Origin of the sequence: Tenggerimyces flavus, assembly GCF_016907715.1 — a bacterium.
Taxonomy (GTDB): Bacteria; Actinomycetota; Actinomycetes; order Propionibacteriales; family Actinopolymorphaceae; genus Tenggerimyces; species Tenggerimyces flavus.
This window is the reverse complement of record NZ_JAFBCM010000001.1, coordinates 7,972,316-7,984,653: the sequence shown is the minus strand read 5'-3', so window position 1 is coordinate 7,984,653 and position 12,338 is coordinate 7,972,316. Positions and strand designations below refer to the sequence as shown.

The 12,338-nt window shown below is 66.8% G+C and carries 15 protein-coding genes; 9 read left to right on the top strand and 6 right to left on the bottom strand.

From position 1 onward, the window contains the following. Positions 1–24 precede the first annotated feature (24 nt). On the bottom strand, positions 25–1,299 hold the full coding sequence (locus JOD67_RS37155; RefSeq protein WP_205122340.1) for an FAD-dependent monooxygenase: 1,275 nt from the start codon (positions 1,297–1,299) through the stop codon (positions 25–27). Between the two features lie 109 nt (positions 1,300–1,408). Between JOD67_RS37155 and JOD67_RS37150 the strand changes: the two genes are divergently transcribed. The 8 genes from JOD67_RS37150 to JOD67_RS37115 all read left to right on the top strand — a co-directional run bounded on the left by JOD67_RS37150 (position 1,409) and on the right by JOD67_RS37115 (position 7,822). After that, complete coding sequence (locus JOD67_RS37150; RefSeq protein ID WP_205122339.1) at positions 1,409–1,954, top strand: TetR/AcrR family transcriptional regulator; 546 nt, start codon at positions 1,409–1,411, stop codon at positions 1,952–1,954. A 172-nt stretch (positions 1,955–2,126) separates the two neighbouring features. Then, positions 2,127–2,651: a DUF3017 domain-containing protein gene (locus JOD67_RS37145; RefSeq protein ID WP_205122338.1), complete on the top strand. Its 525-nt coding sequence runs from the start codon at positions 2,127–2,129 to the stop codon at positions 2,649–2,651. A gap of 57 nt (positions 2,652–2,708) precedes the next feature. After that, positions 2,709–3,665, top strand: a complete 957-nt coding sequence (gene mdh / locus JOD67_RS37140) for a malate dehydrogenase (protein WP_205122337.1) — start codon at positions 2,709–2,711, stop codon at positions 3,663–3,665. A gap of 57 nt (positions 3,666–3,722) precedes the next feature. Further along, positions 3,723–4,058, top strand: a complete 336-nt coding sequence (locus JOD67_RS37135; protein ID WP_205122336.1) for a type II toxin-antitoxin system Phd/YefM family antitoxin — start codon at positions 3,723–3,725, stop codon at positions 4,056–4,058. Then, positions 4,055–4,444 (top strand): type II toxin-antitoxin system VapC family toxin, encoded by a 390-nt coding sequence (locus tag JOD67_RS37130; protein ID WP_205122335.1) that lies wholly within the window; start codon positions 4,055–4,057, stop codon positions 4,442–4,444. The genes JOD67_RS37135 and JOD67_RS37130 overlap by 4 nt, the downstream gene beginning before the upstream one ends. 32 nt (positions 4,445–4,476) lie before the next feature. Then, the gene (locus JOD67_RS37125) at positions 4,477–5,694 is read left to right on the top strand and encodes an NADP-dependent isocitrate dehydrogenase (protein ID WP_205122334.1); all 1,218 of its coding nucleotides are present in this window, start codon (positions 4,477–4,479) and stop codon (positions 5,692–5,694) included. A 101-nt stretch (positions 5,695–5,795) separates the two neighbouring features. After that, positions 5,796–6,845, top strand: coding sequence for a mandelate racemase/muconate lactonizing enzyme family protein (locus JOD67_RS37120; RefSeq protein WP_205122333.1), 1,050 nt, complete (start codon positions 5,796–5,798; stop codon positions 6,843–6,845). A gap of 65 nt (positions 6,846–6,910) precedes the next feature. Continuing rightward, positions 6,911–7,822 (top strand): formylglycine-generating enzyme family protein, encoded by a 912-nt coding sequence (locus JOD67_RS37115; protein ID WP_504970714.1) that lies wholly within the window; start codon positions 6,911–6,913, stop codon positions 7,820–7,822. On the opposite strand, the gene JOD67_RS37110 is transcribed toward JOD67_RS37115, so the two are convergent. Genes JOD67_RS37110 through JOD67_RS37100 form a run of 3 tightly spaced genes read right to left on the bottom strand, consistent with a single transcriptional unit; the run spans position 7,809 to position 9,382 of the window. After that, positions 7,809–8,804: an NAD(P)-dependent alcohol dehydrogenase gene (locus tag JOD67_RS37110; RefSeq protein WP_205122332.1), complete on the bottom strand. Its 996-nt coding sequence runs from the start codon at positions 8,802–8,804 to the stop codon at positions 7,809–7,811. The two genes, JOD67_RS37115 and JOD67_RS37110, sit on opposite strands and share 14 nt — an antisense overlap. A 60-nt stretch (positions 8,805–8,864) precedes the next feature. Then, positions 8,865–9,224: a VOC family protein gene (locus tag JOD67_RS37105; protein WP_205122331.1), complete on the bottom strand. Its 360-nt coding sequence runs from the start codon at positions 9,222–9,224 to the stop codon at positions 8,865–8,867. After that, positions 9,221–9,382 (bottom strand): ribbon-helix-helix protein, CopG family, encoded by a 162-nt coding sequence (locus tag JOD67_RS37100; protein ID WP_205122330.1) that lies wholly within the window; start codon positions 9,380–9,382, stop codon positions 9,221–9,223. The genes JOD67_RS37105 and JOD67_RS37100 overlap by 4 nt, the downstream gene beginning before the upstream one ends. A gap of 433 nt (positions 9,383–9,815) precedes the next feature. Here JOD67_RS37100 and JOD67_RS37095 point away from each other — a divergent pair, with 433 nt between their 5' ends. Further along, positions 9,816–10,445: a hypothetical protein gene (locus JOD67_RS37095; protein WP_205122329.1), complete on the top strand. Its 630-nt coding sequence runs from the start codon at positions 9,816–9,818 to the stop codon at positions 10,443–10,445. Here JOD67_RS37095 and JOD67_RS37090 read toward each other — a convergent pair. Then, entirely contained in the window at positions 10,442–11,272 is an 831-nt protein-coding gene (locus JOD67_RS37090) for a carbohydrate ABC transporter permease (protein ID WP_239554227.1), read from the bottom strand. The two genes, JOD67_RS37095 and JOD67_RS37090, sit on opposite strands and share 4 nt — an antisense overlap. After that, positions 11,269–12,216: a carbohydrate ABC transporter permease gene (locus JOD67_RS37085; RefSeq protein WP_205122328.1), complete on the bottom strand. Its 948-nt coding sequence runs from the start codon at positions 12,214–12,216 to the stop codon at positions 11,269–11,271. The genes JOD67_RS37090 and JOD67_RS37085 overlap by 4 nt, the downstream gene beginning before the upstream one ends. Between the last annotated feature and the right edge of the window lie 122 nt (positions 12,217–12,338).

The following is a 12,338-nucleotide window of genomic DNA, read 5'->3' as shown; positions in this document are numbered from 1 at the left end:
GTCCAGTCCGTTATGTGACCTGCGTCACTCCGGGCTCCCTGTGTTGCGCTGCAGCGTAACGGGAAATCCTGGGACGGCTGGTGTGGCGGGCTCGTAGTCCCGCAACGTGATGGACTCGATCGCCTTGGCCACGCCGCCCTGGAAGTTCGACAGGGTTCGTTGGAGGCTGATGGGGAGCTTGGGAACGACGCGCAGCATGGCCGCGGTGGTGGCGATCTGGGCCTTGGTGCGCGGGACGATCGTCTTCATCGTCGTCGGGCCGACCGTGCGGAAGCGGGTGACGATCTGCCTCATGGCTTGCTCGTACTCCGGGAACGCTGTGGTGTGGTCGCCGTTCGCCTGGCGGAGCTCGCCGGCGAGGACGTACGCGCCGACCATCGCGATGCTCGTACCGCCGCCGACCGCCGGCGCGGGGGAGTAGCCGGCGTCGCCGACGAGCGTGACGCGGCCGCGCGACCAGGTGTCCATGACGATCTGGCTGATCGAGTCGAGGTAGAAGTCGTCGGCGTGCTCCAGCTCTTGAAGCAGTCTGGGGATTTCCCAACCCACGTTGGCGTATTCGCGTTGGACGAGGCGCTTCTGCTGCTCGGTGTCGCGGTAGTCGTAGTCGAGTTCGTCGTCGCGCAGGAAGATGAACGCGGCGCGCGCCTCGCCGGTTTGGCGGACGCCGTAGAGGCCGGCGAGCTTGCCGGGCGTGTTGTACGCGCGCATCTCGCCTTGCAGGTCGAGGTAGTTGGGGACGGTGAACGCGGCGAGGTAGCCGCCGAGGAAGGTGCGGTAGTCGTTCTCTGGTCCGAACGTGAGGCGTCTGACGTTCGAGTGCAGACCGTCGGCGCCGATGACGAGGTCGAACGTGCGTCGTGCCGAGCTGTGCTCGAACGTGACGTGGACGCCGTTTGCTGTGTCGTCGAGCGTGGCGATGGAATCGCCGAAGACGTACTCGACGTCGTTCTTGGTCGCGTCGTGCAGGATCGTCGCGAGCTCGCCGCGCATGATCTCAACGTGCTGGTCGGAGATGCCGGCGACGATGCGCTTCAGGTCGACCTCGAGCGGGCGCTTGCCTTCGCGGTCGAAGAAGAGGCGCTCGGTCATCGTTCTGGCGGCTTGTACTCGCGGGAGGACGCGCATCTTGCTGGCGATCTCGACGGCCGGGCCGAACAGGTCGACGGCGTGGCCGCCATACCCGGCCCTGAGCTCTTGGGTGCGCTCGAGGACGGTCGTGTGGAAGCCGTACTTGTGGAGCCAGTAGGCGAGGGTCGGGCCGGCGACGCTGGCGCCGGAGATCAGGACGGTGGTCATGGCGCGGTTCCTTACCGGGAGTTCGTTTACTTACCGGAAGGTAAACGTCGGTTTCTGGCTGCGTCAAGGGTTTACTGAACGTTAAGTAAGTGATCTAGGATGCGTAGCCATGGCGAGGCCTCGATCCACCGACACGCGTGACCGCATCCAGGCGGCGGCGATGGAGCTGTTCCTCGAGCGTGGGGTGCAGCGGACGTCCCTGCAGGACATCGCGGGCCGGCTGGGGATCACCAAACCGGCGCTGTACTACCACTTCGACTCGCGCGAGGCCCTGGTGCGATCGCTGGTGCAGCCGCTGGTCGACGAGTTCGAGGCGTTTCTCGCCGAACGAGAGGCGGGCGACCCGCTGCCGAAGCGGGAGCTAATCGGGGTGTACTTCGACCTCACGTTCCGGAACCGGCACATCAGCCAGTTCATCCTGCGGGACCTGAGCACGTTGCACCTCGTGCGGGACAAGTTCGAGGGGTGGCGGACCCGGATGATGCTGCTGCTCATGGGTCCGACGCCGACCGTCGAGGAGCGGGTGGCCGCGATCGTGGCGATCGGCGGGATGGCGGACACCACGGTGATGTTCCCCGACCTCCCTGCCGACGACCTCCGCGCCGCCGCGGTCAAAGCCGCCTGCGCCACCCTCGGCCTGCCCCCGGATCGCTAGCGGGCGCTGACTTGTTGGACAGATCTCGGGAAAGAGACCGAGATCTGTCCAACAAGTCCAGCCACTCCGTCGGCTAAACCCCACCTGCGGCGTCTGGCTGGTGGCACTTCGCCGTCGGGGCGGATGGCGTAACCTGCGGGGCAGATCCCAGAGGCTTTCCAGGAGGACCCCGATGTCGGACCAGCCGGTCCGGGGGGCTGCGCCGGCGCGTCCGTCGGTGCCGGCCGAGGTGCGCTCGAACGGTGGTCCTGTCCACGCGGTCCCCGCCGCCCAGCAGGAGCAGGAGCAGGCGCAGGAGCAGGAGAACGAGCCCCAGCATCGGCAGCCGCGACGACCAACCCACGCCGCGCCCACGCCGATCAACGAGGCATCCATCGACCCGCGCGAAGCAAGAAGAGCAGCCCGCGCGCGAGCCTGGCGCTACGGCAAGTACTCCTGGCTCCGCCGCCAGTGGCCACTCCTGCTCGTCCTCGCCGTCGTCGCCGTCGGACTCGTCGTCGTGGTCGTCGACGACTTCCGGACCGGCGCCATCCTGTTCGCCGCCGCGGTGATCCTCGCGGCCGCGTTCAGGCTGTTCTTTCCGTCGAGAATCGTCGGCCTGCTCGTCCTGCGCAGCCGCGCCATCGACGTCGTCACCCTCACCGTTCTGGGCGTCGCCGCGCTGGTGCTCGCGCTGATCGTCCCAGACATCCGGTGAGCACCACCCAGCTGTTATCTTGATGCCAAGAGATTTCGTCAGGAGGCGAACAGAACCATGGCGCGCAAGGGCAAGGTAGCCGTCGTCGGAGCCGGCTTCTACGGGTCCACGACCGCCCAGCGACTCGCGGAGTACGACCTGTTCGAAGAGGTCGTCCTCACCGACATCATCGAGGGCAAGCCCGCGGGCATCGCGCTCGACATCAACCAGTCGCGGTCGATCGAGGGCTACGAGACCAAGGTCACCGGCGTCACGACGACGCCCGACGGCGGCGGGTACGAGGCGATCGCCGGATCCGACATCGTCGTGATCACCGCCGGCCTCCCGCGCAAGCCCGGCATGAGCCGCATGGACCTGATCGAGACCAACGCGAAGATCGTCCGCAGTGTCTCGGAGAACGTCGCCAAGCACGCGCCGAACGCCGTCGTGATCGTCGTCTCCAACCCGCTCGACGAGATGACCGCGCTCGCCCAGCTCGCGACCGGCTTCCCGAAGAACCGCGTGCTCGGCCAGGCCGGCATGCTCGACACGGCGCGCTTCACGAACTTCGTCGCCGAGGAGCTCGGCGTCGACACCGGCTCGGTCACCACGCTGACGCTCGGCTCGCACGGCGACACGATGGTGCCCGTTCCCTCCCGCAGCACGGTCGACGGCAAGCCGCTCACCGAGGCGCTCCCTCAGGAGAAGGTCGACGAGCTCGTCGACCGTACGCGCAACGGCGGCGCCGAGATCGTCGCGCTGTTGAAGACCGGCTCGGCGTACTACGCCCCGAGCGCCGCGGCCGCCCGCATGGCCAAGGCCGTCGCGGAGGACTCCGGCGCGGCCATGCCGGTGTGCGCCTGGGTCGACGGCGAGTACGGCATCTCCGGCGTCTACCTCGGCGTCGTCGCCGAGCTCGGCAAGGAGGGCGTACGCAAGGTGTCCGAGGTCGAGCTGACCGACACCGAGCTCGCCGCACTCAAGGAAGCCGCCGAAGCCGTCCGCGCGAAGCAGGCCGACGTCCAGAACCTGTAGTTGTACCTACACAGTGGTACCCTCACGTAGGTACAACTGCGAAGGGATGGTGACCGGATGACGACGGTGACTGTTCGGGAGTTCTCCTACAACCCGAGCGCGATGTTCGCGCGCGCGGAGCAAGGAGAGACCATCGAGGTGACCAGGCATGGCAAGGTCATCGCGACACTGATTCCCGGTCAAAGAGAATACAGCCGTTACGACGAGCTCGTGGCTAGTGGTGCGATCCGACCGTCCGGCAAGACGTCGGCCGACGTCGACACGTTCACGCGGATCGAGATCCCGGACGACGCCGACCCGCTCCAAAGGCTGCTCGCGGACCGTTACAGCGAGTCGGACTGGGAGCGGGAGTTCCGGGAGGAGCTCGAGCGCGGTCAGGGGAACGGCGCGTGATCTACTACGACGCGTCGGCGCTCGTCGTGCTGATCACAGGCCGACCGCCAGCCTCGGAGCTTCGCGCCTACTTGAGGGAGCGAAGCGAGCCGGGCGCGACGAGCACGGTCGGCTTGATCGAGACCGTGCGCACCTGCGACACGTACGGGAACTTCCCCCAGCTGATGGCCCGACTGCTCCGGGACTACGACGAGATCGAGATCACGTCGCAGGTGCGCGACCGCGCCGCTGGATTCCCTATCCTCAGGACGCTGGACGCGATCCACGTGGCCTCCGCGGAGCTTCTTGGCAACGAGCTGTCGGCGCTCATCACCTATGACAAGCGCATGGTCGAGATCGCGGAGTGGCGCGGCATTCCCGTGGCGTCGCCCGGCATGACGACGTAGCAAGCACCGATCAAGAGGAGATCCACGTACCGATGGCGAAGATCAAGGTAGCGAACCCGGTCGTCGAGCTCGACGGCGACGAGATGACGCGCGTGATCTGGAAGGAGATCAAGGACCAGCTGATCCTTCCGTATCTCGACGTTCCGCTGGAGTACTACGACCTCTCGATCGAGAACCGCGACGCGACCGACGACCAGGTCACCGTCGACTCCGCGAACGCGATCAAGCAGCACGGTGTCGGCGTCAAATGCGCGACGATCACGCCGGACGAGGCGCGGGTCGAGGAGTTCGGGCTGAAGAAGATGTGGCGGTCGCCGAACGGCACCATTCGCAACATCCTCGGCGGCGTGATCTTCCGCGAGCCGATCGTGATCAGCAACGTGCCGCGGCTCGTGCCCGGCTGGACGAAGCCGATCATCATCGGCCGTCACGCGCACGCGGACCAGTACAAGGCGACGGACTTCGTCGTTCCCGGTGCGGGCAAGCTGACGGTGTCGTTCGTTCCGGCCGACGGCTCGGAGCCGATGGAGTTCGAGGTCGGCGAGTTCCCCGGCGGCGGCGTCGCGCTGGCGATGTACAACTTCGACGACTCGATCCGCGACTTCGCGCGGGCCTCGCTCAACTACGGCCTGCAGCGCAAGTACCCGGTCTACCTGTCCACGAAGAACACGATCCTCAAGGCGTACGACGGCCGCTTCAAGGACCTGTTCCAGGAGGTCTTCGAGGCGGAGTTCAAGGCCGACTTCGACGCCGCTGGGATCACGTACGAGCACCGGCTGATCGACGACATGGTCGCGCAGGCTCTCAAGTGGGAGGGCGGATTCGTCTGGGCGGCGAAGAACTACGACGGTGACGTGCAGTCCGACACGGTCGCGCAGGGCTTCGGCTCGCTCGGTCTGATGACGTCGGTGCTGATGACGCCAGACGGTTCGACGGTCGAGGCCGAGGCAGCGCACGGTACGGTCACGCGGCACTATCGCCAATGGCAGAAGGGCGAAAAGACGTCGACGAACCCGATCGCGTCGATCTTCGCCTGGACCCGTGGCCTCGCGCACCGCGGCAAGCTGGACTCGCAGCAGGAGCTGATCGACTTCGCCGCGAAGGTCGAGGCCGCGTGCATCGAGACCGTCGAGGACGGCCAGATGACCAAGGACCTCGCGCTGCTCGTCGGTGGCGACGCGCAGTGGCAGACGACGGACGAGTTCCTGTCCGCCATCGCGACCAAGCTGGCCTCGAAGATCTCCGCCTGAGCCAGCCGCATCCCCACGGCACCAACTGTGGGGTTCTGGTAGGGACACGCCGGTGTGTCCCTACCAGAACCCCACACTTTGCAAGGTGAGAGGACGTGATGATGCGGGTCACCGAAGTCCGCGTGCGGTACGAGAACCGTCCGCACGCGGCCAACCCGATTCGCGATGCCCTGCAAACGTTGACCGGCGGTGGTTCGGTCCACGTCGAGATCCAGACCGACGACGGGCTCGTGGGCGTCTCGTCCTCGAGCTTCGGTCGCGGTGACGGTGCGCCGCGTTCGCTCGCGGTGCTGATCGAGTCTGAGCTCGCACCGGTGGTCGTCGGCCAGGACGCCGCCGAGATCGGCGCGATCATCGAAGCGTTGAAGGTGCAGACCGAGTACTACGGGACGTTCGGCCTGCCCACGTTCGGGATCAGCGCGATCGACGTCGCGTTGTGGGATCTGCTCGGCAAGGCGCACGGCGTGCCGACGTACCGGCTGTGGGCGCCGTACCGCGACCGCGTGCCGGCGTACGCGATGGTCGGCTGGTCGAACTACTCGCTCGACGAGCTGAAGCAGGTCGCCGTGAAGGCGGTCGAGCAGGGCTTCCGTGGCGTGAAGATGAAGGTCGCGGCGTCGACGTTGGACGAGGACGTCGAGCGAATCTCCGCCGTACAAGCCGAAGTCGGCGACGGCGTCCGCGTGATGGTCGATGCCAACCAGGTGTTGACGCTCGACGACGCGGTGCTCTACGCGTCGGTGTTCGCCGACCTTGGCGTGTACTGGTTCGAAGAGCCTCTCCGGGCGGACGACATCCGCGGGTACGCGGAGCTGAAGCAGCGTTCGCTGACGCCGATCGCGACAGGGGAGAACCTCTACTCCGCAAGGGAGTTCCGCGAGCTCTTCGAGCAACGTGGGGTTGACATCGTGCAGCCGGACCTGCGCCGAGCGGGCGGTCCGACGGAGATCCGCGCGATCGGCGGGCTGGCCGGGGCGTACGGGATCCCGTACGCGTCGCATGGTGGCGGTCCGGCCGCCCTGAGCCTGCTGATGTCGGTCCCGACGGCGACGTGGCTCGAGACCGGGCTGCGGTCGTCGGAGCGGTCGTTCCCGCTGCTCGAGGACGGCTGCGCACTGGCGCCCACGGGCGCCGGATTCGCCTGGGAGTAGGGCGATTGTCGGCTTGCTGCGGTCCGTCGCGCGAGGATGAGGTCGGCGACTTCACCACGGGCTATGTGGTGTCGACGCCGTTTGACGTGCCGGCGCGGTTCGACACCGACGTGCTGCGCGGCATGGTTCGCCTGCCGGCTGGCATGTTCCGCATGGGTGGCGACGATCCCGACGCCTTCGTCGACGACGGGGAAGGTCCCGTCCGCACGGTGACGGTGCGGCCGTTCGCGATCGACGCCACCGCGGTGACCAATCGGCAGTTCGCCGCCTTCGTCAAAGCGACGGAGTATGTCACCGAAGCGGAACGCTTCGGCTGGTCTTACGTCTTCCACCAGTTCGTGGAGCCGGGCGCGCCGCTGGTGGACGGATCGGTGCCGGGCGCGCCCTGGTGGCGGCCCGTTCGTGGCGCCACCTGGTGGTCGCCGGAGGGGCCGGGCTCGTCGGTCACGACCCGGCCGCAACACCCTGTCGTGCACGTGTCCTGGACCGATGCGCTGCTCTACGCGACGTGGGCCGGGAAGCGGCTGCCGACCGAGGCCGAGTGGGAGTATGCGGCCCGCGGCGGGCTGGACCAGGCTCGGTTCGCCTGGGGCGACGAGCTCACGCCGCGGGGCCGGTGGCGGTGCAACATCTGGCAGGGCGAGTTCCCTCGGTCCAACACCGAGGACGACGGACACGTCGGCACGGCGGCTGTGAAGTCCTTTGGTCCCAACGACTTCGGCCTCTACGAGGTCGCTGGCAACGTGTGGGAGTGGTGCATGGACTGGTTCAGTGCGGACTGGCATGTGGAGGAGAGCGGGCCTACTCGGATCGACCCGCAAGGCCCGGTTGACGGCACGTCTCGGGTGATGCGCGGCGGCAGCTATCTCTGCCACGAGTCGTACTGCAACCGCTACCGCGTCGCCGCCCGTACCTCCAACACACCGGACAGCTCGACGGGCAACCTCGGTTTCCGCTGCGCGTTCACACCGAGATGACGACCTTCGCTCGCGCGTGTTCGTTCTCCACGTAGCGGATCGCGTCCGGGACTTCGCTCAACGAGTACTGGCGATCGATCGCCGGCGTGACCCGGCCCGCCTCGATCAGCTCCCGCAACTCCGCCAGGCTTTCGCCGCTCGGCGCGACGGTGATCTCCAACAGGCGTTGGGGAACGAACCGCGCGGACAGCTTCGCCCACAGGAACAGCCCCATCGGGCCGACCAACGATCCGCCCTTCGACGTGCCACCGCCGGACAGCACGACCGCGGCCTCGGGTGTCGCCACGCTCCGGAGTGTTGTCAACGAGCGGTTGCCGACCAGGTCGAGCACGATGTCGTACCGCTGCCGGGTCTTGGCGAAGTCCTCGTGGGTGTAGTCGACGACGTGGTCCGCGCCGAGCGATCTGACGAGCTCGACGTTGCGGGTACGGCACACCGCCGTGACGTGCGCGCCGAACGCCTTGCCGAGCTGCACGGCGTACGTTCCCACGCCGCCGGTAGCTCCGTTGATCAACAGGCGTTGGCCAATCTGGACGTTCGCGACATCGCGTAGCCCGATCAACGCGGTGTTCGCCGCGATGGGTACGGCCGCCGCCTGCTCGAACGTCAGGTTCGCCGGCTTCGTCGCGACCAGGTTCTCGGGGGCGCAGACATACTCGGCGAAGGCTCCGTTCGCGTCGCCGACGTCGCAGTACACCTCGTCGCCGGGCTTCCACTGCGTGACGTTCGCGCCCACTGCCTCGACGATCCCCGCGACGTCGCGGCCGCGGATCCGTCGCTTCGGCGCGCGGAGCCCGAACACGGCCGGAGACGCCAGCCGCGCGAGCGCGGGATCGCCTCGCATGAGATGCCAGTCGTACGCGTTCACCGAGGACGCGCGCACCCGCACGAGCACCTCGTTCGCCGCGGGTACCGGCTCGTCGACGTCTGAGAATGTCAGGACGTCAGGGGAGCCGTACCGATCCTGAACGATCGCCTTCATGCTCGCGAAGGTAGGCGCGCGGCCTCGGCCCGCCTACTAGGGACATCCCGGACTGAGCCCCTACTCGACGACGCGATAGCCGTAGGTGTCCTTCATGCGCTCGAAGATCATGACGTTCTCGCCCTGCGGGTCGCTGACGTCGAGCCGCCGCCCGAACGCCTCGTCCACGATGCGCGCATCGGAGAATCCCGCGTCGTGCAGGCGCTTCTGCAGGTTCTCCATATCCTCGTCGGTGTCGAAGACGACGTCGCTCTTCTCGTAGTCCGCGGCATGCAGCGACATGATCCCGACGTCGCCGCGCATCGAGACCCAGTCCGGCCCGACCTCGGAGATGATGTGGGACTTGAAGCCAAGCAGCTCGAAGAACTCGCGCATCGCCGCGACGTTCGCCGTGAACCGAATCGGCGCTGGGGTGATCATCGGCTCGCCTCCTTGGTGTTGTCGAGATAGCTCTGCAGGATCCGTTCGACGAACGAGCTCAACGACCGCTCGTCCTCGTCGATCGCCTGGTGCTTGACGCGCGTCACGAGCTCCCGGGACAGGTAGATGTTGAACTGCACCTTGTCTGAGTCGACCATGGCTAGGATGCTAGCAAGCTAGGTTCGGGGGTGCAAGACCTGCGAGGATGAGGCTCGTGGTCCTCGATGACACGCTCGTCGTCACCGCCGAGCCCTCGACGCCCGTGATCATGAACGTGATCATGAAGCCGAACTGGTCGTATACGCAGGGTTTGCCTTCATGATCACGTTCATGATCATGGCCAGGTCGCGCCGAGGGTTGGGGTGAGGGGCACCCTGGTCCCATAGCCCAGCCCATCCACCACGTCCCATCAAACTGTGGGGTTCTGGTCGCGACACGCCGGCGTGTCGCGACCAGAACCCCACACTTTCGCGAAGGGCGGAGGGTCCCCTCGCTCGAGGAGGTTCGGACAAGGGTGCCCCCGACCCCATCGCGAACAGCGGGGCACGCCGCAGGGCAGCCGGGGATCCCTGGTGGGCGGACAGGTTTCGCATGGATCCGGATGAGCCGCTCGTCCGCGCCAAAGGAAGGCAGAGCGGGGCTGGCAGGGTGGTGATCATGGTGAACGAGACGACGACCGGGGCCAGGCTGGTCGATCGGTGGCCGAGCGCTGTCGGGCTCATTCTCGCGGCCGCCGCCATCGCGGGCATCGTCGCGACCAAGGGCGGCGTCGACCTGACCCCGGGCGTCGCCGCGATGATGGCGATCTACCCCGCCACGTGGGCGACCGGCAGGCCGATGGCCGCGTTCCTGATGTTCGGCGGAACGATCGTGGTCGGCGCCCTGGCGTTCATCCTGAAGCTCGAAGGCGCCCTCGTCATGACCGTCGTCCTCGTCGCCGCCTGGCTCTGGGCCATCGTCGTCGGCCGGGCCCAGGACCGCTACTGGTTCACCGTCGAGACCGTCGGCATGATCTTCTTCGGCGGCCTCACCATCGCTGCCTTCGTCGTCGACAGCAACCTCGGCGTCGTCATCGCCGGCGTCGGCTGGCTCACACACGGACTGTGGGACGCGTTCCATTACGTACGTAACAAGATCGTCAGCCGCAACTGGTCCGAGCTCTGCGCCGTCGTCGACATCCCCGTCGGTGTGGCCCTGATCATCGCCGGAATCGTGCGCTAACGCCCCTGGATCCCGGTCATCACCACGCCGCGGATGAACGAGCGTTGCGCGACGAAGAACACCAGAAGCACCGGGATCACCAGGAACATCGACGCCGCCATCGAGATGTTCCACGACGCGTCCGTCGGACTGATGAACGCCCGCAACCCCAGCGCCAGCGTCTTGTTGCCCTCCGACTGCAGGTAGATCAGCGGCGCCAGGAAGTCGTTCCAGTGGAAGACGAAGGAGAAGATCCCCACCGCGATCAGCACCGGACGCGACAACGGCAGGATGATGTGCCACCAGATCCGCCAGTTCGACGCGCCGTCCAGTCGCGCTGCCTCGTCGAAGTCGCGCGGGATCGTCAGGTAGAACTGCCGCACCAGGAAGATGTTGAACGCGCCCCCGCCGAGGAACGAAGGCACGATCAGCGGCAGGAACGTGTCCACCCAGCCCAGCGACTTGAACAGCACGAACTGCGGCACCAGCGTCACCACGTCCGGCAGCATCATCGTCGACAGCAACAGCACGAACAGCACGTTCCGCCCCGGAAACCGAAGCCGGGCAAAACCGTACGCCACCAACGAGCACGTCAACAACGTCCCGATCAGCGCGAAGACAGTGATCGTGATCGTGTTCGTCAGCCACACGAACAGCGGCGCCCGCGCGAACGCGTCGAGGTAGTTGGCGAATCGGACCGGATCCGGCACGAACACCGGTGGGTACGCGAAGACCTGCCCCTGCTCCTTCAAGGAGGTCGACGCCAGCCACAGCATCGGCGTCAGGAACACGATCCCCAACGCGGCCATGAAGACGTACAGCAAGCCCCGCTTGACAAGAGCGATCATCGCTGGTCACCGCCCTCGTAGTACACCCAGCGCCGCGACATCCCGAGCTGCACCAGCGAGAACACCATGATCACGAGGAACAGCAGCCACGCGTACGCCGACGCGTAGCCCATCCGGAACTGCTCGAACCCCAACCGGTACAGGTACAGAACGGAGAACAGCGTCGACTGCTCCGGCCCGCCATCCTGGGTCAGCAGGTACGCGCTGGTGAAGATCTGGAACGACCCGATGATCCCCAACACCAGGTTGAACAAGATCACCGGCGACAGCATCGGCAGCGTCACCGCCCGGAACCGCTGCCACGCGCCGGCCCCGTCGACCAGCGCCGCGTCGTACAGCGACTGCGGCACCCCCTGCAGCCCGGCAAGGAAGATCACCATCGAGTTGCCGATGCCCCACATCGTCATCAGGATGAACGCGGGCTTCGCCGTCGCTGGGTCCTCCAGCCAGCGCAGCTCCGGCAACCCGAACCGCCGCAGCAGCAGATTCGCCAAGCCCACCTCGGGATTGAGGATCCAGAACCACAGGATCGCGTTCGCCACCGCCGGCATGATCGCCGGCAGGTAGAACGCCGTACGGAAGACGGACCGTCCGCGGATCCGCAGGTTGAGCAGCAGCGCCGCCCCCAGCGCCGCCGCGAGGTTCAGCGGCACGCTGAAGAACGTGAAGAACGCCGTGTTGTACAAGGACTTTCCGACAAGCGGGTCGGAGAACAGCTGCTGGAAGTTCGCCAGCCCGATCCACCGCGGCGAGGACAGCAGGTCCCACTCGGTGAACGACATCAGCAGCGACGCGATCATCGGCCCCGACACCAGGAACACGAACCCGACCAGCCACGGCGCGATGAACAGGTAGCCGTCGATCGCCTCCCGCACCCGATGCCGCGGCATCCTCCGCCGGACGTTCGCCCGCCGCCGCGTCCTCGCCACCGTGTCGACGCTCATCGCGTCATCCCCAGGTGGCGCGACTTTACCCACCGAGGTGGGGGTCGGAGCGCTGTTGCCACGTTGGAGAACCCCGGTTCGGTGGGTGAAGTGCGGAGGTGTGTGGAGCGCTGGTCCATGGC

What these genes read in the sequence shown, in the direction of transcription:
- JOD67_RS37155 (WP_205122340.1), bottom strand. Translation starts at nt 1,299, where the DNA reads ATGACCACCGTCCTGATCTCCGGCGCCAGCGTCGCCGGCCCGACCCTC.
- JOD67_RS37150 (WP_205122339.1), top strand. Translation starts at nt 1,409, where the DNA reads ATGGCGAGGCCTCGATCCACCGACACGCGTGACCGCATCCAGGCGGCG.
- JOD67_RS37145 (WP_205122338.1), top strand. Translation starts at nt 2,127, where the DNA reads ATGTCGGACCAGCCGGTCCGGGGGGCTGCGCCGGCGCGTCCGTCGGTG.
- mdh (WP_205122337.1), top strand. Translation starts at nt 2,709, where the DNA reads ATGGCGCGCAAGGGCAAGGTAGCCGTCGTCGGAGCCGGCTTCTACGGG.
- JOD67_RS37135 (WP_205122336.1), top strand. Translation starts at nt 3,723, where the DNA reads ATGACGACGGTGACTGTTCGGGAGTTCTCCTACAACCCGAGCGCGATG.
- JOD67_RS37125 (WP_205122334.1), top strand. Translation starts at nt 4,477, where the DNA reads ATGGCGAAGATCAAGGTAGCGAACCCGGTCGTCGAGCTCGACGGCGAC.
- JOD67_RS37120 (WP_205122333.1), top strand. Translation starts at nt 5,796, where the DNA reads ATGCGGGTCACCGAAGTCCGCGTGCGGTACGAGAACCGTCCGCACGCG.
- JOD67_RS37110 (WP_205122332.1), bottom strand. Translation starts at nt 8,804, where the DNA reads ATGAAGGCGATCGTTCAGGATCGGTACGGCTCCCCTGACGTCCTGACA.
- JOD67_RS37105 (WP_205122331.1), bottom strand. Translation starts at nt 9,224, where the DNA reads ATGATCACCCCAGCGCCGATTCGGTTCACGGCGAACGTCGCGGCGATG.
- JOD67_RS37100 (WP_205122330.1), bottom strand. Translation starts at nt 9,382, where the DNA reads ATGGTCGACTCAGACAAGGTGCAGTTCAACATCTACCTGTCCCGGGAG.
- JOD67_RS37095 (WP_205122329.1), top strand. Translation starts at nt 9,816, where the DNA reads ATGGATCCGGATGAGCCGCTCGTCCGCGCCAAAGGAAGGCAGAGCGGG.
- JOD67_RS37090 (WP_239554227.1), bottom strand. Translation starts at nt 11,272, where the DNA reads ATGATCGCTCTTGTCAAGCGGGGCTTGCTGTACGTCTTCATGGCCGCG.
- JOD67_RS37085 (WP_205122328.1), bottom strand. Translation starts at nt 12,216, where the DNA reads ATGAGCGTCGACACGGTGGCGAGGACGCGGCGGCGGGCGAACGTCCGG.